This is a genomic window from Collinsella provencensis (assembly GCF_900199705.1).
GTDB lineage: Bacteria > Actinomycetota > Coriobacteriia > Coriobacteriales > Coriobacteriaceae > Collinsella > Collinsella provencensis.
This window is the reverse complement of record NZ_LT904908.1, coordinates 1,471,560-1,496,058: the sequence shown is the minus strand read 5'-3', so window position 1 is coordinate 1,496,058 and position 24,499 is coordinate 1,471,560. Positions and strand designations below refer to the sequence as shown.

Below are 24,499 nucleotides of genomic sequence, written 5' to 3'. Positions count from 1 at the left end.
GTCCGAAAACGGGAGCCGAGAGGTCCGCGCAAGCGCGAAAGGTCACTCAGAAGGCTTGCACGAGCATCGAGCGCACCGCTCGCGCGGATCTCGGCATGTGCGAGATGGCTTACTCGTAGGTGTAGAAGCCCTGGCCGGTCTTGCGGCCCAGATGACCGGCATCGATCATCTCCTTGAGCAGCGGGCAGGGACGGTACTTCTCGTCGCCGAAGGACTCGTAAAGGCCCTTCATGGTGGCGTACACGACATCGATGCCGGTGAAGTCCATGAGCTCACAGGGGCCCATCGGGTGGTTGCAGCCGAGCTTCATGCCGTTGTCCACGTCCTCGGGCGTGCAGCCCTCGGAAACCAGGAAAGCGCCCTCGTTCTGATATGGAACGATGATGCGGTTGACGATGAAGCCGGGCTGGTTGGGAGCGGTGACACTCGTCTTGCCGATCTTCGCGGCGAGCTCCTGGGCAGCGGCAAAGGCCTCATCAGTGGTTGCCGTGCCGCGGATGAGCTCGACGAGCTTCATGACGGGCGCGGGATAGAAGAAGTGCATGCCGAGCACGGACTCGGGACGCTTGGTGGCAGCAGCGATGTCGTCGATGTTGATGCCGGAGGTGTTGGTGAGCAGCACGGCGCCCTCGTCGGCGAACTCGTCCATCTTGGCGAACGTGCTCTGCTTGAAGTCGAGGCGCTCGGGCACGGCCTCGATGACGAACTTGGCATCGGCAAGGTTGGCGTAATCGGTGGAGTAGGTCATGCGGCCGAGGACCTCGTCGCATGCCTCTTGGGTCATCTTGCCCTTGGCAACCTTGCCGTTCATGAGCTTGGCAACGAGGGCCCGGGCCTTGTCGAGCGGCTCCTGCGCGATGTCGATGTTGACGACCTCATAGCCCGCAACTGCACATGCCTGAGCGATGCCGCCGCCCATGAGACCCGATCCGATAACTGCTACCTTGGTCATTGTTCATTCCTTTCATCTGAACAAGTTATCTATGTGTTTGCACGCGAGCGCGTGGAAAAACCGTCTTGGTGCGGGCCGGCGGGTTGTGACCCTCGCCCGCAGCGCTACGCCTGCAGATAGTCGATAAGCCCCGCAGGGCCATCGGTCGTGAACAGGCAGGCGTCCATGACCTTGAGGTCGTCGGCGATGATGGGCGTGAAGTCCATCATGTCGAGCACCTGCGTCTGCAGGTCGATACCCGGTGCGATCTCGATGAGCTTGACGCCCTCGGGAACGAGCTCGAACACCGCGCGCTCGGTGACCACGATCACCTGCTGGTCGGAGGCGCGGGACTGCGGACCGTTGAAGGAGAGCTGCGCCACCTTGGAGACCATCTTCTTGATCTGACCCTCTTGGTCGATGTGGAGCTTGCCGTCTTCAAAGCGGTACTTCGCGCCGCGGGCGGTAAAGGTGCCCAGGAACACGACCTTCTTGGCGTTTTGGGTGATGTCGATAAAACCGCCGGCACCCGTGCAGCGCGGACCCATCTTGGTGGAGTTCACGTTGCCCTCGCCATCGAGCTCACCGAGGCCCATGTACGTCACGTCGACGCCGGCGCCGTCGTAGTAGTCGAACTGCTCGGGGTGACTCACCATGGCAACGAGATTCTGGCCGATGCCAAAGTCCACGCCACCCATCTGCACGCCGCCGTAGATGCCGCTCTCGACGGTAATCATGACCTCGGAGGAAATGCCCTCCTCCTGCGCCACGCGACCCACCATGTCATTGGGGATGCCGGTGCCGAGGTTGACCACGCAGCCCGGATACATCTCCATCACGCCGCGGCGGGCGATGAACTTGCGCTCGTTGAAAGGCGCGGGCTCGATAGCCGTCTCGGGCACGACCATCTGGCCGCAGTACGAAGCGTCATAGTAGAAGGAATGGGTCTGACGATGGTCGTTCTCGGGATCGTCGCAAACCACGATCTTGTCGATGAACACACCGGGGACGGTGACGTCCTTGGGATTGATGGTGCCGTTCTTCACAACGTGCTTAACCTGGGCGATTACCTGACCGCCAAAGCGCTTGGCAGCGAGCACCGCATTGAAGACCTCGAGCTTCATGGCCTCTTCGGTGGTGGTGAGGTTACCCATCTCGTCGCAGACGGTGCCGCGGATGAACACGTAATCGAGCGGCACGGCGTTGTAGAACATGTACTCTTCGCCGTTGACCTCGATGATCTGCGTGATGTCCTCAAGCTCACGGGTGCGGTCGTTCATCTTGCCGCCCTCGATGCGCGGGTCGATGAACGTTCCCAGTCCAACCTTGCTCATCTTGCCGGGCAGGCCGCAGGCCATGGAGCGATACAGCTGGGCGATCTGGCCCTGCGGCAGGCAGTAGGCCTCGACCTGGTTGTTGGCGATCATGTCCATCCAACGCGGCTGCAAGCCCCAGTGAGAACCGATGATGCGCGTGACCAGGCCCTCGTGGGCAAAGTGCTGAATGCCACGCTCGCGGTCGGACTGGCCGCAGGAGTGCATCAGCGTCAAGTTGCAGGGGTGGCCCGTTTCGAGGAAGCGACGCTCAATGGCCTTGAGATTGGTCTCGGAGGCGGAGACGAGCGTCATGCCGATCGTCGCGATGGTCGAACCATCCTCAATCGAGGCGGCAACCTCGTCGGCAGTTACAAAATTCGCCTTGATCATCGGGCGATCATCCCTTTCTGTTCAAGTACGGCAGCCCTCACGGCGGCACGATTAGGCTTATCGCCTACGGTTTGCGGAATATAGTCGGCAAAGATCACGTGCTCGGGCACCTCAAAGCCGGCGACGCGCTCGCGCATGGCGGCGATGATGCCCTCCTCGGTGAGGTCAGCATCCGGCTCTGGAACGATTGCTGCCACGGGAACTTCGCCGTAGAGCTCGTCGGGAATGCCGGCGACGCATGCCTCGCACACACCGGACAAAGCACAGAGCGTCTCCTCCAGACAGCTGCACCAGACCTTCTCGCCACCGCGGTTGATCATGTCCTTCTTGCGGTCCACGACCCACACCATGCCAAGGGCATCGGCGTATCCCATGTCGCCTGTGGCGAGCCAGCCGTCCGCGTTGAGCGCGGTCTTCTCGCAGTTGAAATACCCGGGGGTAATGCAGGAGCCGCGCAAAAGCAGCTCTCCGACCACCCCGGTTTCAACCTCGTTGCCCTCGTCGTCTACGATGCAGGCCTCGACGCCGGGGAACGGCTTACCCGTTGCGCCGGCATAAATGCTGGTAGGAGAATCAAAGGGGAACAGCAGGGCGGGTGAGGCGGTCTCGGTGAGGCCGTATACCACCTGGAACGCGCAAGCGGGAAGCCACGCGTGGAACGCGCGCATCTTGGGCACGGGCTCGTAGCTCGATCCCGAAAGCAGGGCGCGCAGCGAAGGCAGCTCGGGGAACTCATCGCGCAGGGGCAGCAGCTTTTCGAATGCCGTGGGAGAGGCATGCAGGTAGGTGATGTTCTCATCGTGCACGCACTCGAGTAGGCGGCGCGCGTCGAAGCGACGATGCAGATAGATACAGGCACCCGCGTAAACAAACTGTGTGAGCAGGGCGATAAGACCCGTTACATGGTAAATGGGAACCGGAATAACCGTGCGATCGAACTCCGTGGTGCCCATGAGGCGCTGGTACACGAGCGCGGCATGCACCACGTTGAGGTTGGTGAGCACCACTGCCTTGGACATCGACGTGGTGCCCGAGGTGTACATCATGACCGCGGGAGATGCCAAGCCACCGGCGCGAGTGGGCGCGGGCAGCGGTTCCAATGCTCCCGCAAAACGAAATCCCTCTAGCGATGGATCGCATAGTTCAACCGTATCGACAGCGTGAATCGCCTCACCCGCACGACGTGCATCGTGCGCATCAGTGAGGAGCACCTTGAGCTCGGCATGGATCAGGAGTTGCACGATTTCCTTTTCGCGATACTTGGTGGAAAACGGCACGACCACGGCGCCGATCTTGCTGCACGCAAAGTAGATGGCGCAAAACTCGATGCTCGCGCCCAACAACATGCCAACGCGGTCACCCTCGCCCACGCCGTAGCGATGCGCGAGATAGGCTGCCATACCGTCGGTGAGCTCCAGCAACCTGGCAAAGGTATAGCTCGTGCCATCGTCATCAACGATGGCGATAGAACCAGGATGCGCGGCAGCAGCCTGGGCAAGTACGTCATAAATTGTTTCGGGCATTTCCGCAAACGTATAGAACGTACGCCCATCAATTACGCGCTCGGTCATGCCGCGCTGTAAGGCGGTGCTCCAGCATGCGCTTCCCGTAATCATTACTCCGCCTCCTCGGCGTTTTGGCGCGAAAGCTCGTTAAACACACGGGCTGCAGTACGACGGTAATTCTCCTCGGCATGCGCCAGAGCCTCTTCGAGCGGCGTGGAGGCATCGACGCAAGGGTAGAGCGCCGTCACACCCCGATCGAGCAGGCGGTGGGCATCATTCGAAATGGAACCGGTAATGACGTAGAGCGGCGTTGACGCCGAGGCGCAGCGACGGGCAACACCCGAAAGCACTTTGCCATCAAGGGACTGTGCGTCAACGCGCCCTTCGCCGGTGAAGCAATAATCTGCCCGAGCGAGCAGATCGTCGAAATGAGCAAGGTCCATCAGGCAGTCGATGCCCGAGACCAGGTTTGCAGATAAAAACGCGGCAGCCGCGGCACCCATGCCGCCCGCCGCGCCCGCGCCCGCGAGGTCGGCAACATCCACACCCAGCGTGCGTTTGATGACCTGCGCATAGTTGATCATGCCGCGCTCAAGCTCAGCGAGCTGCTCAACACTGCCGCCCTTTTGAGGGCCGAACACCGCCGTGGCGCCCTTGGGCCCCACGAGTGGATTGGTCACATCGCACATCACGATAAACGTGGCTTCGGCAACCTCGGGCATGAGGTCGGAAACATCAAGGGAAGCGATTTTGGAGAGGTCCTCTCCCCTGCCATAAAGCTCGTTGCCTTGGGCAGCGAGGAAGCGAACGCCCAGGGCGCGCAGGGCGCCCATGCCACCGTCGTTGGTGGCGCTTCCGCCCAAAGCCAGGTACACGGAGCGCGCACCATGCTCAAGAGCGTGGCGAATCAGCTGACCAAAACCGACCGTGGATGTGCGGAGCGGATTCAAGCGATCGCGCTCAACCAGCGTGATACCAGAGGCGGCGGCCAGCTCGATGATGCAACGGCCGTCGGGCAAAATGCCGTACGATGCTTCGACGGAACCGCCAAGCGGCCCCTCTACCAGCACGGACACATAGTCGCCGCCGCATGCGGCGAGCACGGCTTCAACCGTGCCCTCGCCACCGTCGGCAATGGGCAGGGCGGCACATTCAACTTCGGGGAACACCTTGCGAGCCTCGTCCTCGAGAATCTCGGCGATCTGAGCGCTCGAAAGCGTCCCCTTAAACGAATCGGATGCGAAAAGAAACCGCGTCATGTGCCGACTGCCCCCAAGCAACTGCAACTAGTCGAACTGCTCGCCCGTGTAATCGAACGTGTAACGACCCGAAGAACCGATCATGCGCATGTAGGACTTGATGTAGTCCTTAGCGGCATCCTCACCCCACATCTGGATATCCATGTAGTCGATATTGGGCTCCTCATTGAGCTTAGCGTGCATGGCCTTGCGCTGATGCTTGAACAGGTCGGTGCATACGTTAATCTTATTGATGCCCAGCTCGACGACGCGGCGGATGTTCTCCTCGCCCGCGCCGGAACCACCGTGGAGCACGAGCGGCATCTTGGTGGCAGCCTTGAGCTCGGCAAGACGGTCGAAGTCGAGACGGGGAACGAAATCGTCGGGATACGCGCCGTGAGCGGTTCCGATGGCAACGGCCAGGCAGTCGCAGTGCGTGCGGTCGGCGAACTCGACGGCCTGCTCGACATTGGTGTACATGTCGGAGGTCTGGCCGTCGCCGTTGGCGGCAACGCCCACGTGGCCGAGCTCGGCCTCGACGCTCGCGCCATAGGCGTGGGCAACGGAGGTCACCATGCGCGTGCGGCGGATGTTCTCCTCGAACTCGTAAGAAGAGGAGTCGATCATGACGGAAGAGAAGCCAGCGCGCAGGCAGCGGCACACGTTGGTGTAGGTGTCACCGTGATCGAGGTTGAAGGCGATGGGCACGTCGAGCGGCTCGGCGATGGCGCGAATCATGGGAACCATGATCTCGGGCGTGGCGTGGGCGAGCATCTGACGCGGAGAAACGTTGATGATCACCGGCGAAGCCTCTTCGGCGGCGGCGTAGCAGATGGCGCGGGCCTGCTCCATGTTGGTGCAGTTGATTGCCATGACCGCGTAATTGTTCTCGTTCGCGTGGTCGAGCATTTCCTTCATCGATGTGTACATGTGCCTCTCCTTCTTCAATCGCGCATGCGCGTTTTTATGACAATTTGCCGCAACGGGTCATCCCCTGCTAAACAAGGGCCTTTCATACGTTTCGTTGCGCCTTTGAAATACCGCGTCCGACGAGGGGATGTGTGAACGCGATATTCCACAGGCGGTTAGAAAAATCGGAGGGGAGCTTCGGGCGAAGCGCCCCTCCGATACATAGGCTTCTAACTAGCCGAGGAGCTGATCGAGAACACCGTTGCCAGCCATCTCAGCGTCCTGGTCCACAGGCTTGCGGAGCAGGAAGTAGAGGATGCCGGTAACAGCAGCGCCAGCGAACCAGAAGAGCACGAACTGCAGCGGGTTGCTCATCATCGGGATAACGAAGATGCCGCCGTGAACAGCCGCGGACTCAAGCGCGAAGTAGCCGCAGAGACCACCGGAGAGCGCACCGCCGAGCATGCAGGGGACGAGGCAGCGCCAGGTATCCTGAACGAGGAACGGAATGACGTACTCCTGGATGTAGCAGCAAGCGAGCACGAGGCCGGAGACCGTGGTGGAACGCTCCTTCTCGGTGAACTTCTTCTTGCCGGTGAAGCGGTCGATGATCTGGGCGAAGCAGACGCCGAGCGGGTTCTGCATGCCGCCGCACATCTTGCAGGCAGCCGGGCCAAAGATACCGTCGGCGTTGAGGCCGTTGGCAACGAGGGCGACGGCCTTGCCGATCGGGCCACCCTGGTCAATGGACATACCGGCACCGATGGCAGCACCAAAGACGAAGCCGCCGGCACCCTGAAGGTCCATCAGAGCATTGGTGATCATGGTCATGAACCAGCCGATGGGCACGCCCACGACGTACCACATGAGCAGGGAGGTCACGAGAGTGGAAAACACCGGGATCAGGAGGATCGGGAAGACGGAGTTAACCGAAGTAGGAACCTTCTTGGAGAGGTCCTTCATCCAGATGGTCACATAGCCGGCGATGAGGCCGCCCACGACCGCGCCGAGGAAGCCGGCCTTGATGGTGTTGGAAATGACACCGACGGCGAATCCGGGGGCGAGGCCGGGCTTATCAGCGAGAGCCCAACCGATGTAAGCACCGATGATCGGCACGCACACGTTGAAGATGGCGGAACCGATGGAGTAGATGACCATAGCGAGCGTGTACTGCGTGTAGTCGAGCTCGGCCATGTCGGCGGCGATGTTGTAGCCGCCCATCGCCTTAGCGATGCCCCACAGGACGCCGCCACCGACGATGAAAGGAATCATGTAGGAAATGCCAGTAAGAACGGCATCCCAAGCAACCTGGGCCTGGGACTTCTTCTTGGCACCCTTGCGCTGGATCTCTGCCATTAGGAAATAGCCTCCAATACTTCTTCGACCACGCCCTTCGCGGTCTGAACGGTCATGACCTCTTTCGTCTTGCACGAAAGCGTGGGAATCGGATCAAAACGCTCGGGATTCTTGATCTTCACGTCGGCCGCGATGATGGCGGCGTCGCAACGAGCAAGATCCTCGTCGGTGATCACGTTCTCCATGCCGGTTGCACCCTGGGTCTCGATCTTGGCCTCGCAACCGAGAGCCTCGATGGCCTGAGTAAGGGATTCAGCCGCCATGAAGGTGTGCGCAATGCCGATCTGGCATGCGGTCACGCCCACGATGAACTTCTTCTCTGCCATGTCTCCTCCTCTCCTAACTTCACTAAAGCGAGTTTGCGAACAACCTCGCCTTAGCTTGGTCGTCCTTTCCACGACCTGAATCATAGTCTGCACACATTTAGTTCTGCAGCACAATCCGTTATATCGCCTTCTATTCATATTTCCTTCATTTTATGTTCGTGTTTTTGTTCGTTTTTAGGCTGATATTTCGTTATTTTGTGTATTCGTCCATAGTTTCTTCACATTTAATACGGCAAGCCTGCTATGATGTCAGTGCACGACATCGAACCACCACATTTCTAAGGAAGGGCCATGAACGAAACCACGGCATATCGATCTGACGATGTTTTGGAAGTCCGTAACCCCATCGTCTTGCACATCCTCATTATCTTTATGGGCGTGTGCCTGCTGGTGGCTGCACTGCTGGCTGCCTTCGCACCTCTGCCCTATGCGGAAAACCCCATGGTCATGCGCATCGGCATGGGCTATTGCGGCATCCCTGTTGCGCTCGGTCTTATTTATATGAACGTGCGAAAGCTCGTTCATCGCAGGAATGCCATCCGCATCGACGCCGAGGGAATCACCGACAACACCTCGGCGCTTTCCTCGGGCTTCACCCCGTGGGACGAAATTTCCGAGGTTTTCTTGCTGCGTCTTAAGAACGACGATTATCTGTGCGCTATCCCCTCCGACTTTGACACGTGGTACGCCAAGCTCAGCAAGCGCCAACAAAAGCTTGCACAGGCGAACCTCGACGCGGGCTTTGCGCCCATCCGCATCCAGTTCAAGAAGGTAACCGACCGCGTTTCTTCCAAAGATGGTGTTGCATTTGTCAAAAAGCTCATGCCGAAGAAGGTCACGCGCATCCGCAAGCCGCGCTACTAGTGCATAAAAACTGCATGGGTGGTTTCAAGGCAATCAATCGGTCATATAATGTTTCTTCGTTAACACGAGACGTGTGACCAAGCGCTTCGACTCATGCAACCGGGCGCGTTGCCCATGCATTTGGGCGGTCAAGCCCGTGCGGCAGAGCGGTTAGGCCCGACCCATGCGCCCAAACGCTTCGCCCATGTAGCCGATCGCTTCACCCGCGCGGCAGTGTTTTCGAAACGCACGCTTCGAGTTGAACGTACCAACCATCTTTTGGAGAGGACCAATGGCGGCTTTTTCCTACTCAAATAAAATCCTCTGCTTCGGCGAACTGCTGCTTCGCCTCTCCCCTACAGGACACGAGCGCATTGAACAGACCGCCAACCTGCAGGTTCTGTTCGATGGCGCCGAGGCGATGGTCGCTATCGACCTGGCGCACCAGGGCGATAACGTGGCGTATGCGAGTTGTATTTCGGACAATCGCCTGGGCGACCGCTGCCTCACCAATCTGCTCGCCGCCGGTGTGGATGTCACGCGTGTGACACGTGGACCCGGGCGCATGGGCGTCATCTACTTTGAGCGAGGCAGCGGCATCAGGCGCTCCTCCGTGCTTTACGACCGCGAATACACGCCCATGTCCCTGCTCAAACGCGAAGATTTCGACTGGGATAGCCTGCTCAACGGCGTCGACGCGTTTTATTTCACCGGCGTGTTGCCCGCCATCAGCCCTGAATTGAGTAAAGCGGTTGAGGATGCGCTTATTGCCTGTAAGGGCCGTGGTGTTAAGACGTTCTGCGACCTCAACTACCGTCCGCGCATGTGGGACCGCGCGCTCGCGCACGAGAGCTGGGAGCGTCTGCTACCCTACATCGACGTGTGCATTGCATCTGACCAGGACATTTGGAGCCTGTTCCCCCGCCCCAACATCAACCCCGACCATACCTCAACATTCGGGTTCCTCGACTACTACCAGGACATCGCGCTCGAGCTGTGCGACCGCTACCAGTGCGAAGCCGTTGCGATTCAGATTCGCTCCACAGCTGCGAGTGGCATCGGTAGATGGCGCGGCTTGCTGGTACGCGAAGGCGAGACGACCCTTTCGACCTCGCGTGAGGTGCTCAACGACGAGCACTCCGGATGCGGCGACTCGTTTGCCGCGGGCGTGATCCACGGCGTGCGCAACGAATGGAAATCCTCGACCATCATCAACTACGCGTTGACGTCGAGTGCGCTCAAGTCCACGATTCCAGGCAGCATCAACCATCTGTCCAGCGAGGAAATCGTCGCAGCGGCTGGCTCGCAGCTCTCCATCGTCGACTACTAAATCAACTTTGCACAGTGGCGTGTTGTGGCACGCAGCGTCAACTATGCTGGCGCGCCGTTACCTATGGTGGCGGCGCGTTTTTTATGGCGGCGCTATGCGGTATTACCTATAGCATTGCAGCACGTTGCTGCAATGCTGGTACGGCGCTCTGTTACCTGCGCAGGCACGCCGTTGCTTGTTGCGACGACGCGTTGCTTCATGGCACCCCGGCCCGTTGTCGCCTATAGCAAGGCGGTATTTTCAACTCGTTGCGAAATTCTGAAGGTAATGCATCAGATCCAAAGTACACTTTAGTAAATTAAAGCGTCCAACTGGTATAACTAGGTCGAAAGTGCCAGTAATATTGCCGTCTACACAAGAGGTTCCAGTTTACCTTCAGAATTTCGCAACGAACTGTTTAAGGGTGGCATGTAGCAGCACGGCGTGACGTTTTGCGGCGTGGCGTGACGTGCAGCGGTATGGCATTGCCTGAGCTAACACGCCATTGCCCGTAAAAGTGCGTCGTTGACTATACCGACACGGTATTGCCTGCGCCCGATCACCGTTCCCTATGCTTTTCTGCGTTATCAACCTTTCAAAGTGAAGAAAATTATAGGCAACGGCATTGGGACATAGAAAACAGTGACCGACCATTGGCAACCGCATGGAACCATAGACAACGCCACGATTGCCCATCCGCTGTAACATGAATCTATGCAGCTTGGACGTGGCCGTTGAAAGGGGCATCATGCAGAACTTCGATTACCAGACCCCAACCCGGTTGATTTTTGGCGAGGGCGTTATTTCCAGCCTTCCGGATGTGATGGGCGAGTTTGGCCATAACGTCCTGCTCACGTATGGTGGCGGCAGCATAAAAAAGCTGGGGCTGTACGACAAGGTAAAGGAACTGCTCGCGGATTTTGCGATCTTCGAGCTTCCCGGCATCCAGCCCAACCCCAAATTCAATCCCAGCGTGATCGACGGCGTGCGCATTTGCAAAGAGCACGACATCGACGTGATTCTCGCCGTGGGAGGCGGCAGCGTGCTGGACTGCTCCAAGGCCATCGCGGGCGGCGCGCTCTACGACGGCGACCTGTGGGAACTCATTTCCAACAACGTTGAGACCACGGCGGCGCTGCCCATCGTGGACATCATCACGCTGGCGGCAACGGGCAGCGAATACGACAACGACGGTGTGATCTCTCGAACCGAAACGAACGACAAGTTCTCCTATATGAACGACCACCTCTTCCCCGCGGTCTCGTTCCTAGATCCCACGTACACCTTCTCGGTGCCGAAGCGCCAGACGGCAGCGGGGTGTGTGGACGCCATCAACCACACGATGGAGCAATACTTTGTAGAGGACTCCACGCTGTTGAACGACGGTTTTTGCGAATCCATGATCAAGAGCTTGATAGTCAACGGCAAGAAGTGCCTGGACAACCCCGAGGATTACACCGCGCGCGCCGAGATGATGCTCTGCTGCACGTATGGATGCAACGGCATCCTGGCGCTGGGAAACAGCGAATCCGGTTGGCCATGCCACGGCATCGAGCATGCGCTGAGCGGCCATTACGACATCGTCCACGGCGAGGGCTTGGCCATCATCACGCCGCGTTGGATGAGGCATATCTTGAACGAGCACACGCTGCCACGGTTCGTGAAGTACGGCGTGAACGTGTTCGGCATCGATGCGAGCCTGCCGCCCTATGAGATTGCGGAGCACGCCATCGACGAGACGTATCGGTTCTTCGAGTCGCTCGGGGTGCCCATGCACTTGCGCGACGTGGGCATCGACGACAGCCGTCTTGCGGAGATGGCGCATCATATCGCCGTCAACGAGGGGCTCGAAGATGCCTATGCGCCCTTGAGCGAACAGGATATCCTGGAGATCCTGCAGGCATCGCTGTAAGGATTTGCAGGTATTTGTGATCAGAGCATTCGATACAACCGATTTACCTGCCGTGATGCAGATTTGGCTTGAAACGAACATCCAAGCGCATGATTTTATTCCCCAAGAGTATTGGACGGGAAATTTTGAGCTCGTCAAGGACATGCTGCCTCAAGCGGAAATTTACGTACACGTAAACGATACTACGCACCAGATTGACGGGTTTATCGGACTTGCCGACGAATACATCGAGGGAATCTTTGTGCAAAAGGACACCCAGTCGCATGGCGTCGGCAGGCAACTGCTCGAATACGCAAAGCAGCTTAAACCTCGCCTGAGCCTGCACGTTTACCAGGAAAATCACCGTGCAGTACGTTTTTACCAACGCGAGCAATTCACGATTGAATCCGAGGGCGTCGACGATGCCACAGGCCAAAGCGAATACGTCATGGTATGGGAGCATGAACATCACACGCTGCCTGCGTGAACACGAAACGACGCGTCCATCGATTGCATGGCGCGAGAGCATAAACATCGCACGCCGCCCGTAAGCTAAAGCGAGCTTTCCATCTGCAAAATCGACTACCTACAAACAAGAAAGATTTCCCATGAGAAACATCAGCCTTTTTATCGCCATGAGCCTCGACGGATACATCGCCGACAGCGAGGGCGGCGTCGATTGGCTGAACGGCCAGGGCGACGATGACGAGATGGTCGATTCCTATTCCTAGTTTGTCCAATCCGTCAACACGGTCCTTATGGGGTGGAATACGTATCATCAAATCGTGACCGAACTTTCTCCCAGCGAATGGGTATACGACAACTTCACGACATACGTTTTTACGCATCGGAAGGACGCCACCTCCTCGGGATGCGCCAACCCATTCTCTGACAACATTCGCTTTGTAAGCATGAATCCCATCGAGCTGATAAAAGAACTGCGGAAACAGTCTGGAAAGGACATCTGGGTTTGCGGCGGTGCCAGCGTGGTACAGCAACTCGTTGCAGCGAACTTGATTGACCTCTACTACATAACCGTAATTCCCGTGCTTTTGGGTTCCGGCATCAGGCTATTTGACGGCGGCGAGCAGGAAATCAAGCTGCATCTGCAAAACACGCGCTCCTACAACGGTATGACCGACCTGGTTTACACGCGGCGGTAGATCCGGGTACGAAGAAACACTCTGATCGCACCAAGGCAGGTCGCCAAAATAAACTAAGTCATATTGAACTGGGCGGGAGCGCTCCATTCGAACGGGAATGGAGCGCCTTTTCAGTGCGGAATCTCATCTTTTTTTCGATTCAAAACAACTCGTTGCGAAATTCTGAAGGTAAACTCAATAACTTAAAGTATACTTTATTTTATTAAAGCGTTTATCTGGGAATTATCTGACGCCAAGTGCATCTAATTCGTCTTGTACTCATGAGTCTCAGTTTTACCTTCAGAATTTCGCAACGAGTTGTTTACGCACGGCGTCAATCTACAGAAAACGCATTCCATCGTCATGAAAACGAGGCTCGTCATGGACATGCCGCTCTGCGGACCAACTGCTTTTCGTTATTATCGGGTCCCACCTCAAGTTCTTGCTTTGTACCCAGCCATCGTAAGTGGTTCTTCGGGTGTTGCGAGCCGTAGAATCCGCAAAGAAAAGATTATTGAGGACTTGCTTGGGCTGCCATTGCATCGCATTACGAACACCCGAAGTCAACAAGCAAAAACGGTGCTTTTCAAAACCCATGTTCTTGCAGGTGAGCTGCCATTTGGAACCTTGCAAGAAACAGATCACGGCTTTGACGTGGCAACGCCGGCATTCACGCTATTCACCATGGCAAGCTGCGTTTCCCGCGTCCACCTGCTTATGGCAGCCTATGAGTTCTGCGGCAGCTTCGCGGTTTTCCAACCAACGCGCGAAGCAGAATCTAGGTTACAACAAACCCAACAACAGGGCGTCTTTCCCCTTGGATTTGGCTGGCAGCGTGTTCGGGATACTCAAAACAACAACACTGGCCTCTGGAAGCGCGATCCCCTGCTCACTATCGAAGAACTGCAGCGATTCGCCAATCAGCTCGATGGAAGACACGGGTCGAAAAAGCTGCGTTGGGCCGCAGAGCATATCACGGGTGTCTGCGCTTCTCCATTCGAAGTTCAGGCATCGATACTCCTTGGGTTACCGCGACGATTTGGCGGACAAGGCCTCTCTGTCCAAAACAACTACCGCATTCCACTGAACGATCGCGCACGAGCGCTCTACCAGCATTCATGCTGCTATGCGGACATCTACCTTGAGGCGTCGGGCGAACACCCAGCAATTGACATCGAATGTCACGGCAAGTCCGTACATGCAAGTGAAGAGGCGGGCATTTCCGATGCCGAGCGACTTGCCGCACTGGAAAGCATGGACATTCCCGTTGTTCCGCTCACGTTCAAACAGCTCGCAAGTGAATGCAGCTTCAAAGCCGTCAAGCATCTTATCGAGCAAAAGCGCCACATTAAGTTTCAGCCCAAAACCGAACGGCAACAACGCGTTGAGCAGGACCTTCGCCGCGAGGTTTTAATCGACTGGAAAACGCTTGGCATCTGAGCGCGTGACAAAGAAGCCGACCGGGCGCAAAGCGCCAGTCGGCTTCTTGGCATCACAGCAAACAGGGCCATCATGGCCAGCCTTGTTTTGAACCCGCCGCAAAGCACGACAATCGTTGGCCGCCTTATTTTTGAACCTGCCTCAAAAATGCATTGCTTAAACTGCCCAGCCTTCATTCTGAAAAAGCCTGTCGGAACCCTTGGGCTCCGACAGGCTTTTCAAAACGCAAAGCTTTCAATCAAAAGCAATAAATTAGAAGCTCTCGTGGAAGGTACGGGAAATGACCTCGTCCTGCTGCTCCTTGGTAAGGTTGTGGAAGTTCACGGCATAGCCGGAAACACGGATGGTGAGCTGCGGGTACTTCTCAGGATGAGCCTGGGCGTCGAGCAGCGTGTCGCGATTGAACACGTTGACGTTCAGGTGGTGGCCACCCTTCTCGGCGTACGCGTCGAGCATGCTCACAAGGTTGTCTGCCTGGGTCTGGGGAATATCAGCGACCTTCATGGGGTCCTCCTTATCGTATGTTTTGGCGACTCGCTTTACGGTTCGCATCACGTCCCGCGCTTAAGCTCGCCGCCAACGTCGTAAATGTTACTGACATTATATCAGTTATGCCACCTCCGGTCATCGTACAGATAACCGGAGGAAGCAAATCGAAACCGCTACTTAGCAGTCCTCGGCACCCTCAGGAGCGGAGGAATCCGTGCAGTCGCAGCAGGCAACAGGCATCTCAAAGGACACGTCGTCCAAATCGAGGTCGCCAAAGAGCACCTGGTCCTCCTTGCCGAGCGCGCCCGGGATGATGGAGAAGGTGTTGGAGATGCCGTCCTGAGCGTCGCGGAACGGCAGCTTGGACACGGAGCTCAGCGAAGCGATGGCGCCGTGGCTGTCGCGCTTGTGCATGGGGTTGGCACCCGGGGCAAACGGCACGCCGGCCTTACGGCCGTCGGGCGTGGCACCGGTCTTCTTACCGTACACCACGTTGGAGGTGATGGTCAGAACCGAGGTGGTCGGCACGGAATTGCGGTACGTGTCGTTCATGCGCACGTACTCCATGAACTGGTGCACGATGTCGTGAGCGATGGAGTCGACACGGTCGTCATCGTTGCCGTACTTGGGGAAGTCGCCCTCGATCTCGAAGTCCACGATGGTGCCGTTCTCGTTGCGGATGGGGTGCACCTTGGCGTACTTGATGGCGGACAGCGAGTCGGCCACAACGGAGAGGCCGGCGATGCCCGTGGCGAACCAACGGTGCACGTGCTTGTCGTGAAGCGCCATCTGAATGGCCTCGTAGCAGTACTTATCGTGCATATAGTGGATGATGTTCAGCGAGTTCACATACACGCCAGCGAGCCACTTCATCATGTCGCAGTACTTGCTCATGACGTCATCGTAATCAAGCGTGTCGCCCTCGACCGGACGATACTTGGGGCCGACCTGCTTCTCGGAAACCTCGTCCACACCACCGTTGAGTGCATAGAGCAGGCACTTGGCCAGGTTGGCGCGGGCGCCGAAGAACTGCATCTCCTTGCCCACGCGCATGGAGGACACGCAGCAGGCGATGGCGTAGTCGTCGCCGTGGTACACGCGCATGAGGTCGTCGTTCTCGTACTGGATGGACGAGCTGGCGATGGAGGTCTTGGCGCAGAAGTTCTTGAAGTTCTGCGGAAGCCTCGTGCTCCACAGCACGGTGAGGTTGGGCTCCGGAGAGGTACCCATATTCTCGAGCGTGTGCAGGTAGCGGTAGCTCATCTTGGTGACGAGGGTGCGGCCGTCCACACCCATGCCGCCGATGGACTCGGTGACCCACTGCGGATCGCCGGAGAACAGGTTCTGGTACTCGGGGGTACGGGCGAACTTGACCATGCGGAGCTTCATGATGAAGTGGTCGACGAACTCCTGGATCTGCTCCTCGGTAAAGGTGCCGCGGGCGAGGTCGCGCTCAGCATAGATGTCGATGAAGGTGGAGGTACGGCCAATGGACATGGCGGCGCCGTTCTGCTCCTTCACGGCAGCAAGGTAGGCGAAGTACATCCACTGGATAGCCTCCTGCGTGTTCTTCGCCGGCTTGGAAATGTCGAAGCCGTAGAAGTCGGCCATCATCTTGAGCTTGCCAAGGGCGCGGATCTGCTCCTGCAGTTCCTCGCGGTCGCGGATGTTGGCCTCGGTCATGACACGCGGGGTGGAATCCTTCTGCGCCTGCTTGTCGGCAACGAGGGCGTCGATACCGTAAAGAGCGACGCGACGGTAGTCGCCGATGATGCGGCCGCGGCCGTAGCCGTCGGGCAGACCGGTGATGATATGGGCGGAACGGCAAGCGCGCATTTCGGGTGTATACACGTCGAAAACGCCCGCGTTGTGGGTCTTGCGCTCAAAGGTGTAGCGCTCGACAACGTCCGGATCGATCTCATAGCCATGCTGGGCGGCAGCCTGAGCGGCGATGCGGATACCGCCGTTGACATGCAGCGCGCGCTTGAGCGGCTTGTCGGTCTGCAGGCCGACGATGGTCTCGCGCTCGGGGTGCGCCGCGTCGATGTAGCCCGCCGGATGGCTCACGATGCCCGTGACGACCTTGGTGTCCATGTCGAGGACACCGCCCTGCTCGCGCTCCTTGAGCAGCAGAGCCATGACGTCGTCCCACAGCTTCGTCGTGCGCTCAGTAGGGCCGGCGAGGAACGACTCATCGCCCTCATACGGAGTGTAATTCTTCTGAATGAAGTCGCGGACGTCGACCTCTTTGGTCCAATTGCCGTCCTCGAACCCTTCCCATGCCTCCTGCATTACCTGACCACGCTCCTGTCGTGCTCGGCGAGACGAAACGCCTCGCAATGGGATCCCCGAAAACGGATAAACGTAAACGCCCCTCATTTTGCCGGTTAAACGCGTAACCGTTTACCGAACAAATACACCCGTTTACGAGTAAAAAACTACCGTCTGCCGAGGATTTATTCGCACTGACAGGATAGCACACCGCAGTGCGTCGAATGACGGCACGAATGAAGTTCTTCCGGTTTCTGCGATGCGTTCTTACCCCGCATAAACCGAACATCGATCGTTTTTCTTCTCAACGAGCCGAAAATGGCAGAAAATGCCAGATTATGAGGTCTGAGAACCTTTCCATGAAGGCAATCAAACCTCCCCCGTTCTCCGCCATGTGATGCCAGCCATAAAACCCGCAGGTAAAAAGTTCGCCTTATTATCCCTAACCCAACGGGGCATCGTTTTCGCATTGCCTCGCAATCCCCACGACCTCATAATCTGGCATTTTTTGCCATTTTTCGCGTCTAACACCAAAAAACTTCCTCCCCCTAAATCGAATCGCTCTCCTAGACCGCCTTGATCTCGCACAAATCCCCCGATTTTTCTTGACATGGTTTCAATGTGATATCACAATGCTTTCATCAACACATTCGGTGCGTGTTGTTGGAGACGCCCCTCTCCGTCACCAAGTAAGGGGCAGCGCTCGGGCAGTCACGCAAACGCGGGCGTTTGGATCGAAAGGATCTTCAATGAGCGTGGAAAAGCAACTCAAAGTCAAGTCGGGCTACGGCATGCTCGTCGCCGTCTTGGTGGCGCTCGTCGCCATCGTCGGCCTGTTTATCTGGAGCGTTACGGGACTGGCCTCCACTCCGGACGATGTCGAACCGTCCCTCCCCTACGGCGTCGTCTTGGCCGCGAGCATCGTTCTGTTCGTCCTGTGGTTCTTGCCGCTCAACGGCTTCTTCTCCCTGCAGCCCGGCCAGGCACGCGTGTGTATCCTGTTCGGCAACTACGTGGGCACCGTCCGCGACGAGGGCTTTTTCTGGGCCAACCCGTTCTACAGCAAGAGCATGGGAGGCTCGGCAGGCCTCGGGGAGATTCTCGAACTCGAAACGAGCGATTCCAAGGCGGCAAAAGCCGCAGCTCAGAAGGCCGCCAAGGGCAACCCCACCATCATCTCCACCCGTGTGCGCACGCTCAACGGTGAACGACTCAAGGTCAACGACAAGATGGGCAACCCCATCGAGATCGCAACGGTCGTGGTATGGCACGTCGCCGATACTGCCAAGGCGCTCTTCGACGTCGACGATTACCAGAGCTATGTGACCATGCAGGCCGAAACCGCACTCCGCCACGTGGCGAGCATCTACGCCTACGACCACGCCGAGGACTCCTCCGACGCCGCCGGAGCCATCACGCTGCGCGCCAACGTCGAGGAAGTCTCTGCCGCGCTGCGCCACGAACTCACCCAGCGCTTGGCCGCTGCCGGCGTCGAAGTGGACGACGCGCGCCTCACCCATCTTGCCTACGCGCCCGAAATCGCCCAGGCCATGCTGTGCCGTCAGCAGGCGGAAGCAGTCATCGCAGCGCGCAAGAAGATTGTGGAAGGTGCAGTCTCCATGGTGGATATGGCCGTGAAGGAAATGGCAGCCGGTGGTACCATCGAACTTGACGAGGAGCGCAAAGCCCAGATGGCAAGCAACCTGATGGTCGTCCTATGTGGCGAGGCAGAACCTCATCCCGTCCTCAACGCAGGATCGCTCTACTAACGTACGTCGCGAAGAACGGGCACGACGATGGCACGCAAGCAATATCCACTTCGCATAGACCCCGCTGTGTGGGAAGCGGTCCAACGCTGGGCCGATGACGAGATGCGCAGCGCCAACGGACAGGTCGAGTGGATCTTGCGCGATGCGCTCAAGCGTGCGGGACGGTTGCCGAAAAATGGCGGTACGGTAGAAAAGCGCTCGGATTCACCGGAATAACCACCTTCTTGTATCTCTTCTCGCCCCTCTTTCCGCACGCCCCTTTCCAACCCGCTCGAACATCCAGCACAACCCAAAACGCATAAGGGACGACTCCATATGGAGCCGTCCCTTTTTTCATGCGTCTCGCGATTGGAGAAACGAGAACGCGAGCCTTGCGGTTGCCCCCACCTTACGTGAGGGCACAGTCGCGACGGCGCGCTTCATGGCTTGGAGGCAGCGAATCCCCAGCATCCGAGCGCGCCAACCGCCTGAATAGTCGCGTTAGCCCTTGTAGACAATGCGGCCGTCGGACACGGTGTAGAGGACCTTAGAGTCGTTGATCTTCACCGGGTCGACGTCAAGGATGTTCTGGTCGAGGACCACGATGTCGGCCTTCTTGCCAACCTCAATAGTGCCGACCAAATCCTCCCAGAAGTTCTGGTACGCGGAATGCTTGGTGTAAGCCTCGAGCATCTGGTACGCGGTAAGGCCCTGCTCCGGCCAGCGGGTCATGTCGGTGTCTTCCTCGCCGGGGAACGGGCTGTTGCGGGTCACGCCGATCTCGATCTCGTCGGTCACGACGAACGGGGTCACCGGGTTGTCGGAGGCGCCGGAGATCATAACGCCGGTGTCCCACATCTTCTTGACCGGGTACATGGCGTCGGCGCGCTCCTTGCCGATGTAGGAGCACTCGAGCTCATACAGCGGGTCGCCGTACATCCACAGGAACTGCAGCGACGCGATGATGTCGTTGTCGGCCATGCGCTGGATGTCCTCGTCGGTGATGGCGCACACATGCGTGATGGTGTGGCGGTGGTCGCGATCGCCGTTCTCGGCGAGGGCGGCCAGATAGGAATCAATGGTGTTGCGCACCGCGCCGTCGCCGATGGCGTGCACGTGGACCTGCAGGCCCGCGGCGTCGTACTTCTTCACCATAGCGGCGAAATCCTCCTGCGGCCACACGGGCTCGCCATACCAGTCGGAACCCAAGCCGGTGGACTCCAGGTAGGGCTCAAGCATATATGCGGTGCCGGACTCAGTCACGCCGTCGTAGAAGATCTTGGCGAGCTGCGTGTGAACCATGTCTGACTCGAATTCCTTGGAATCCTGAATCTGCTTGAGAATGTCATCGGGGTCCATGCCAGGAGAAGTGGTGGTGGAGTTCATGAAGCGAACGGTAAGGTCACCCTTCTCGTCAAGCTTGTGATACAGCTTGTTCGCCTCAAAACCGCCGCCATCGCCCATGTTGCACATGCCGGTAACGCCGTAGGAGTTGGCCTCCTCCATGAACTTGTAGAGGGCCTCCTCCGTCTGCTCCTCAGTAAAGGCGGTGCTGACTGCAGCGTTCACAGAATTCATGGCGTTGTCGGCCAGACAGCCGGTGGGATTGCCGTCAGCATCGCGGTAGATGAGACCGCCTGCAGGATCGGGGGTGTCCTTAGTGATACCACCGAGCTCAAGAGCCTTGCTGTTGACCCACAGGCAGTGATGCGAGACGTCATTGATAAGGATGGGCTTGTCGGCGCAGATAGCGTCGAGGTCGGACGCGAGCGGTCCGGGGTTGGAGCCGTCGGGCAGTTCGTAGGCGTTGAACATGAAGGTGCCGCCCCAATATGCCTCGTTATCGGGATTGGCCTCGACCACGCGCTTGACCTCGGCGAGGTACTCCTCGTTGGTGGTCATACCGTCAAGGCAAATAGCGAAAAGTTTGTTGTTCCAGGAACCAGGAGCATGAATGTGGCTGTCGATGAAGCCAGGGGCCAAGAAGGCGCCGTCGAGGTCGATGACCTCGGTATCGTCGCCGATGAACTCCTCGACGCCCGCGGTGTCGCCAACATAGACGATCTCGTTGCCGGCAACGGCGACGGCCTCGGCAACGTCATCCTCGGAGACCATGGTCTGCACGTGGGCGTTCTTGAAGACGAGCGTGGCCTTGCCGTCGTCGACCGGAGCGCTGCCCGCGTCCTCGTTCTTGGAGCAACCCGTCGTTGCCAGCGCAGCGGCACCTGCCACCGCAGCGGAACCGGCCATGAACGAGCGCCTGCTAACGTCTTTCTCCAACATGTCTGACCCCTTTCTATAGGGCACCCGATGCAAGGTTAAGTTCGGATGCACCACAACATGTTGCTTACGAGTATCTATGTCATGCCAAAAACCAAAAGGGTTGAGATGGTTTAGAACGGGGGTAGATGTTTATATACACCCACGGTTAACAGGCGTTTTGTTATACTGTTTGCACTTATTGCATGTGGAGTTCAAGGCAACGTAAGCTGAGCGCCCTTCTCTATGATGGGCACGGTCGAGATTATCCCAACCTGCTCCAGGCGTTTCAAGCCGAAAGGATTGTCATGTCCTACGCATTGTTTTTCTACAGTTATGCGCTGACGCTCCTCACTGCCGCCGTATTCGTTGGATTTGGCGCATTGTATATTCGCCGGAAAAAACGTCTGCATCTTTTGGTCACGCTGCTTTTCGGCCTATATCTCATCGACATCATGTTCCTATGGATGGTCGAATTCATCCCAGAATTCGCAGGACTTTTCCAAGACATGCAAACGGGCCACCCGTTCGTGTACACACTCTTTAACACCCTCATTATCCTGACGTATCGAGCAATTCTGGGGGATTTGCTTGACCACCCCATCTCCAATGTCGAAGCTGCATTTTGGTTGCTGTGCTTTGTCGGCATCATTGCAGAATGGTCCATCAAAAACGATCTCTACCGGGTTGCCGCCGACCTCATATTCCCCTACACACTGCAGATTTGGACAATTGTCAGCGCATTTTGGATTTATGCGCGTCAACGCGATGTCGTTGAACGCTCGCGTGGTAGAGCGGCAATTTTCTTCGCCATTGTGTATTCGACATGCGAAATTTTGGAAATAATCTCTACCTCAAACACGCTGCGCAGCATTTTCTTTGAAGCTCTCGGGCTCATCTATACCGTCTCGGGCGCCATCTACCTATGGCGACGCGTACGGGAAAATCGTCAGCAGGTCCTCAACATGCAGCCACTCGCCTTTGCGCAGGAACACGACCTCACGCGTCGCGAGGGTGAGATTCTCAAGCTGTTGCTCGAGCACAAGACAAATCGCGAAATTGGCGAGGAGCTTTGCATTTCAACTGGAACGGTCAAAACCCACGTACGCCACATCTACGAGAAAATTGGCGTCACCTCACGCGAAGAGCTCTACGATGCCGCCGCGAGCACCGCAGTCCCGCCCGTTTTATAGGCGCAAGCATGCCTTCGAAGGCATTTCCGTGCAAAAATGACGGTTATGCATAAATCAAATGGAACCGACGAAGTAGAAAGCGGAACCGCACATCTCTGACCTGCGGTTTCTTCTTTTCAAAAACGCCTTCTACTCGGATCTCTCGAGATAATTTGCGCATAACCGGATTTTTTGATTCGGAGACAGCCGACGAGGCCACCTTTAGAGCTTCTTGGCCATCCAAAGATGCGGCTGACCCTCATCCTCGTAATCGACCTCGCTGATTTGCGTGTAACCGAGCTTAAGGTACATGCCGCGCACGTATTCCTGCGCGTGAAGCTTCATGACCTGAGCACCCGCATCGCGCGCCGCGTCCTCAGTGGCGCGAACGATAACGCTGGCAAGCCCGCGACGACGCCACTCGGCAAGCACGGCAACGCGGCCCATCACGTAAATCGTTTCCTCCGTGGCTCCATCATCGAACACGCAGGCAGGCGACTCAGGTTCGTCCTGTGCAAGCACACGCTCCGTCGCTCGAGGAAACGAACGCGAGCACCCAACAAGCTCGCCGCCCACATAAAGCGTCACGTGAATGCACGAGGGGTCCTCGTCAATCGCATCGTATTCATTTTCATAACCCTGCTCATCCATGAACACGGCTTTACGGATTGCAAAAGCATCGGTGCGACTGCCTATCTCGATTGTGACTTCATCCATGTGAGCTCCCCTTCCCTTCTCACGCGCTCGAAGGGATCTATCCGCACTTCAACTAGGCCTTATTAAACCAAAACATGCGAACAATGGGTTGAGCGCGTCTCAAAAGAAACCAGCACGCGCCAAAAAATGCGAGCCCGCACCGACACGCGTCAGCACATACAAAAAACGAGCCTGCACCAGCGCGTATCAAAATGCGAGCCCGCACCGACGTGCATCAATAATGCGCGCTTGCACCGGCACATATCACAAAAGGCGAGCCCGCAAGCGAGCCCGCCTTTCAAGCGCATGTGTAAACGCAAATGCTACGCCATGATGGAACGCACCGCGCTGGCCACACCCTCGGCGTTCAGACCGTACTTGTTCAACAGGTCAACGGCAGGGCCGGACTCGCCAAACACGTCGTACATGCCAACCTTCTTCACCGGAACGGGGCACTTCTCGGCCAGGGCACCGCACACGGCCTCGCCCAGACCACCGATCACGGAATGCTCCTCAACCGTAACCACACGGCCGGTCTTGGAGGCGCTCGCCACAAGAGTGTCCTCGTCGAGCGGCTTGATGGTGTGCATGTTGATGACCTCGGCGGAAATGCCCTCGGCTGCCAGAGCCTCGGCGGCTTCGAGCGCCGCGGAAACCATGAGACCACAGGCGACGATGGTCACGTCGGTGCCCTCGCGCATCACGATGCCGCGACCGAGCTCGAACTTGTAGTCCTCGTTGTCGTTGATAACCGGAGCGGCCAAACGGCCAAAGCGCAGGTAGAACGGACCATCCGTCTCATAAGCGGCGCGGACGGCAGCCTTGGCCTCCACGTCGTCGGCGGGAACGACCACGGTCATGCCGGGGATGGTGCGCATGAGCGCGACGTCCTCGTTGCACTGATGGGTCGCACCGTCCTCGCCCACAGAAATACCCGCGTGCGTGGCGCCGATCTTCACGTTGAGGTGCGGATAACCAACGGAGTTGCGAATCTGCTCGAACGCGCGACCAGCGGCGAACATGGCAAAGGTGCTCGCAAAAGCCACGCGACCAGTGGTGGCAATACCAGCGGCAATGCCCACCATGTTGCTCTCGGCAATGCCCGCGTCAAAGAAGCGGTCAGGATATGCGGCCTTGAACTTGCCCGTCTGGGTAGCAGCGGCAAGGTCGGCGTCCAGCACCACAAAGTCATCGTGCTCGGCACCCAGCGCAACCAGCGCCTCGCCGTAGCTCGCACGGGTGGCGATCTTCTTCACGTCTGCCATCTC

General features: G+C 57.8%; 22 protein-coding genes. 10 read left to right on the top strand and 12 right to left on the bottom strand.

The window, feature by feature from the left end; genetic code table 11:
• Positions 1-109: 109 nt before the first annotated feature.
• The 7 genes from C1711_RS06630 to C1711_RS06600 form a co-directional block, all read right to left on the bottom strand.
• The gene (locus C1711_RS06630; protein ID WP_102338325.1) at positions 110-952 is read right to left on the bottom strand and encodes a 3-hydroxyacyl-CoA dehydrogenase family protein; all 843 of its coding nucleotides are present in this window, start codon (positions 950-952) and stop codon (positions 110-112) included.
• A 104-nt stretch (positions 953-1,056) separates the two neighbouring features.
• Positions 1,057-2,637, bottom strand: a complete 1,581-nt coding sequence (locus tag C1711_RS06625; protein WP_102338324.1) for an acyl CoA:acetate/3-ketoacid CoA transferase — start codon at positions 2,635-2,637, stop codon at positions 1,057-1,059.
• Entirely contained in the window at positions 2,634-4,253 is a 1,620-nt protein-coding gene (locus tag C1711_RS06620) for a class I adenylate-forming enzyme family protein (RefSeq protein ID WP_102338323.1), read from the bottom strand. Before C1711_RS06620 ends, C1711_RS06625 begins: the two co-directional genes overlap by 4 nt.
• Complete coding sequence (locus tag C1711_RS06615) at positions 4,253-5,401, bottom strand: glycerate kinase family protein (RefSeq protein WP_102338322.1); 1,149 nt, start codon at positions 5,399-5,401, stop codon at positions 4,253-4,255. The genes C1711_RS06620 and C1711_RS06615 overlap by 1 nt, the downstream gene beginning before the upstream one ends.
• Before the next feature lie 27 nt (positions 5,402-5,428).
• Positions 5,429-6,310, bottom strand: coding sequence for a class II fructose-bisphosphate aldolase (locus C1711_RS06610; protein WP_102338321.1), 882 nt, complete (start codon positions 6,308-6,310; stop codon positions 5,429-5,431).
• 213 nt (positions 6,311-6,523) lie between these two features.
• Complete coding sequence (locus C1711_RS06605; protein ID WP_102338320.1) at positions 6,524-7,645, bottom strand: PTS fructose transporter subunit IIC; 1,122 nt, start codon at positions 7,643-7,645, stop codon at positions 6,524-6,526.
• Positions 7,645-7,971, bottom strand: coding sequence for a PTS fructose transporter subunit IIB (locus C1711_RS06600; RefSeq protein ID WP_102338319.1), 327 nt, complete (start codon positions 7,969-7,971; stop codon positions 7,645-7,647). Before C1711_RS06600 ends, C1711_RS06605 begins: the two co-directional genes overlap by 1 nt.
• 291 nt (positions 7,972-8,262) lie before the next feature.
• On the opposite strand from C1711_RS06600, the gene C1711_RS06595 reads away from it, so the two are divergent.
• From C1711_RS06595 to C1711_RS06570, 7 genes are all read left to right on the top strand, one after another.
• The gene (locus C1711_RS06595) at positions 8,263-8,835 is read left to right on the top strand and encodes an STM3941 family protein (RefSeq protein ID WP_102338318.1); all 573 of its coding nucleotides are present in this window, start codon (positions 8,263-8,265) and stop codon (positions 8,833-8,835) included.
• A gap of 271 nt (positions 8,836-9,106) precedes the next feature.
• Entirely contained in the window at positions 9,107-10,144 is a 1,038-nt protein-coding gene (locus C1711_RS06590) for a sugar kinase (RefSeq protein ID WP_102338317.1), read from the top strand.
• A 727-nt stretch (positions 10,145-10,871) separates the two neighbouring features.
• Complete coding sequence (locus C1711_RS06585) at positions 10,872-12,035, top strand: iron-containing alcohol dehydrogenase (RefSeq protein ID WP_102338316.1); 1,164 nt, start codon at positions 10,872-10,874, stop codon at positions 12,033-12,035.
• Between the two features lie 16 nt (positions 12,036-12,051).
• Complete coding sequence (locus C1711_RS06580; protein WP_199824858.1) at positions 12,052-12,501, top strand: GNAT family N-acetyltransferase; 450 nt, start codon at positions 12,052-12,054, stop codon at positions 12,499-12,501.
• 121 nt (positions 12,502-12,622) lie between these two features.
• Entirely contained in the window at positions 12,623-12,745 is a 123-nt protein-coding gene (locus C1711_RS07935; RefSeq protein WP_267892304.1) for a hypothetical protein, read from the top strand.
• Positions 12,746-12,799: 54 nt separating this feature from the next.
• The gene (locus tag C1711_RS06575) at positions 12,800-13,177 is read left to right on the top strand and encodes a dihydrofolate reductase family protein (RefSeq protein ID WP_234346320.1); all 378 of its coding nucleotides are present in this window, start codon (positions 12,800-12,802) and stop codon (positions 13,175-13,177) included.
• A 360-nt stretch (positions 13,178-13,537) separates the two neighbouring features.
• On the top strand, positions 13,538-14,596 hold the full coding sequence (locus tag C1711_RS06570; protein WP_102338315.1) for a hypothetical protein: 1,059 nt from the start codon (positions 13,538-13,540) through the stop codon (positions 14,594-14,596).
• Positions 14,597-14,848: 252 nt separating this feature from the next.
• Here C1711_RS06570 and grcA3 read toward each other — a convergent pair whose 3' ends face one another.
• Both grcA3 and pflB read right to left on the bottom strand, forming a co-directional pair.
• Positions 14,849-15,100 carry an autonomous glycyl radical cofactor GrcA3 gene (grcA3, locus tag C1711_RS06565; protein ID WP_102338314.1) on the bottom strand — a complete coding sequence of 84 codons (252 nt, stop codon included), beginning with the start codon at positions 15,098-15,100 and terminating at the stop codon, positions 14,849-14,851.
• A 162-nt stretch (positions 15,101-15,262) separates the two neighbouring features.
• Positions 15,263-17,377 (bottom strand): formate C-acetyltransferase, encoded by a 2,115-nt coding sequence (pflB, locus tag C1711_RS06560; protein WP_102338313.1) that lies wholly within the window; start codon positions 17,375-17,377, stop codon positions 15,263-15,265.
• 728 nt (positions 17,378-18,105) lie between these two features.
• Between pflB and C1711_RS06555 the strand changes: the two genes are divergently transcribed.
• Together C1711_RS06555 and C1711_RS06550 are read left to right on the top strand one after the other, a co-directional pair.
• Complete coding sequence (locus C1711_RS06555) at positions 18,106-19,125, top strand: SPFH domain-containing protein (protein ID WP_102338312.1); 1,020 nt, start codon at positions 18,106-18,108, stop codon at positions 19,123-19,125.
• 27 nt (positions 19,126-19,152) lie between these two features.
• A complete protein-coding gene (locus C1711_RS06550) occupies positions 19,153-19,341 on the top strand; it encodes an Arc family DNA binding domain-containing protein (protein WP_102338311.1) in 189 nt (62 codons plus the stop codon).
• Positions 19,342-19,605: 264 nt separating this feature from the next.
• On the opposite strand, the gene C1711_RS06545 is transcribed toward C1711_RS06550, so the two are convergent.
• Positions 19,606-21,387, bottom strand: a complete 1,782-nt coding sequence (locus C1711_RS06545) for an amidohydrolase (protein ID WP_102338310.1) — start codon at positions 21,385-21,387, stop codon at positions 19,606-19,608.
• Positions 21,388-21,671: 284 nt separating this feature from the next.
• On the opposite strand from C1711_RS06545, the gene C1711_RS06540 reads away from it, so the two are divergent.
• Complete coding sequence (locus C1711_RS06540) at positions 21,672-22,556, top strand: helix-turn-helix transcriptional regulator (protein WP_159060075.1); 885 nt, start codon at positions 21,672-21,674, stop codon at positions 22,554-22,556.
• Between the two features lie 201 nt (positions 22,557-22,757).
• Here the strand turns inward: C1711_RS06540 and C1711_RS06535 are convergent, their stop codons facing one another.
• Together C1711_RS06535 and C1711_RS06530 are read right to left on the bottom strand one after the other, a co-directional pair.
• On the bottom strand, positions 22,758-23,252 hold the full coding sequence (locus C1711_RS06535) for a GNAT family N-acetyltransferase (protein WP_102338308.1): 495 nt from the start codon (positions 23,250-23,252) through the stop codon (positions 22,758-22,760).
• 302 nt (positions 23,253-23,554) lie between these two features.
• Positions 23,555-24,496, bottom strand: a complete 942-nt coding sequence (locus C1711_RS06530) for a transketolase family protein (protein ID WP_102338307.1) — start codon at positions 24,494-24,496, stop codon at positions 23,555-23,557.
• Between the last annotated feature and the right edge of the window lie 3 nt (positions 24,497-24,499).

Excerpts from the sequence above, each read along its gene's own strand:
- C1711_RS06630 (WP_102338325.1), bottom strand. The coding sequence starts at position 952 with ATGACCAAGGTAGCAGTTATCGGATCGGGTCTCATGGGCGGCGGCATC.
- C1711_RS06625 (WP_102338324.1), bottom strand. The coding sequence starts at position 2,637 with ATGATCAAGGCGAATTTTGTAACTGCCGACGAGGTTGCCGCCTCGATT.
- C1711_RS06620 (WP_102338323.1), bottom strand. The coding sequence starts at position 4,253 with ATGATTACGGGAAGCGCATGCTGGAGCACCGCCTTACAGCGCGGCATG.
- C1711_RS06615 (WP_102338322.1), bottom strand. The coding sequence starts at position 5,401 with ATGACGCGGTTTCTTTTCGCATCCGATTCGTTTAAGGGGACGCTTTCG.
- C1711_RS06610 (WP_102338321.1), bottom strand. The coding sequence starts at position 6,310 with ATGTACACATCGATGAAGGAAATGCTCGACCACGCGAACGAGAACAAT.
- C1711_RS06605 (WP_102338320.1), bottom strand. The coding sequence starts at position 7,645 with ATGGCAGAGATCCAGCGCAAGGGTGCCAAGAAGAAGTCCCAGGCCCAG.
- C1711_RS06600 (WP_102338319.1), bottom strand. The coding sequence starts at position 7,971 with ATGGCAGAGAAGAAGTTCATCGTGGGCGTGACCGCATGCCAGATCGGC.
- C1711_RS06595 (WP_102338318.1), top strand. The coding sequence starts at position 8,263 with ATGAACGAAACCACGGCATATCGATCTGACGATGTTTTGGAAGTCCGT.
- C1711_RS06590 (WP_102338317.1), top strand. The coding sequence starts at position 9,107 with ATGGCGGCTTTTTCCTACTCAAATAAAATCCTCTGCTTCGGCGAACTG.
- C1711_RS06585 (WP_102338316.1), top strand. The coding sequence starts at position 10,872 with ATGCAGAACTTCGATTACCAGACCCCAACCCGGTTGATTTTTGGCGAG.
- C1711_RS07935 (WP_267892304.1), top strand. The coding sequence starts at position 12,623 with ATGAGAAACATCAGCCTTTTTATCGCCATGAGCCTCGACGGATACATC.
- C1711_RS06570 (WP_102338315.1), top strand. The coding sequence starts at position 13,538 with ATGGACATGCCGCTCTGCGGACCAACTGCTTTTCGTTATTATCGGGTC.
- grcA3 (WP_102338314.1), bottom strand. The coding sequence starts at position 15,100 with ATGAAGGTCGCTGATATTCCCCAGACCCAGGCAGACAACCTTGTGAGC.
- pflB (WP_102338313.1), bottom strand. The coding sequence starts at position 17,377 with ATGCAGGAGGCATGGGAAGGGTTCGAGGACGGCAATTGGACCAAAGAG.
- C1711_RS06555 (WP_102338312.1), top strand. The coding sequence starts at position 18,106 with ATGAGCGTGGAAAAGCAACTCAAAGTCAAGTCGGGCTACGGCATGCTC.
- C1711_RS06550 (WP_102338311.1), top strand. The coding sequence starts at position 19,153 with ATGGCACGCAAGCAATATCCACTTCGCATAGACCCCGCTGTGTGGGAA.
- C1711_RS06545 (WP_102338310.1), bottom strand. The coding sequence starts at position 21,387 with ATGTTGGAGAAAGACGTTAGCAGGCGCTCGTTCATGGCCGGTTCCGCT.
- C1711_RS06540 (WP_159060075.1), top strand. The coding sequence starts at position 21,672 with ATGTCCTACGCATTGTTTTTCTACAGTTATGCGCTGACGCTCCTCACT.
- C1711_RS06535 (WP_102338308.1), bottom strand. The coding sequence starts at position 23,252 with ATGGATGAAGTCACAATCGAGATAGGCAGTCGCACCGATGCTTTTGCA.
- C1711_RS06530 (WP_102338307.1), bottom strand. The coding sequence starts at position 24,496 with ATGGCAGACGTGAAGAAGATCGCCACCCGTGCGAGCTACGGCGAGGCG.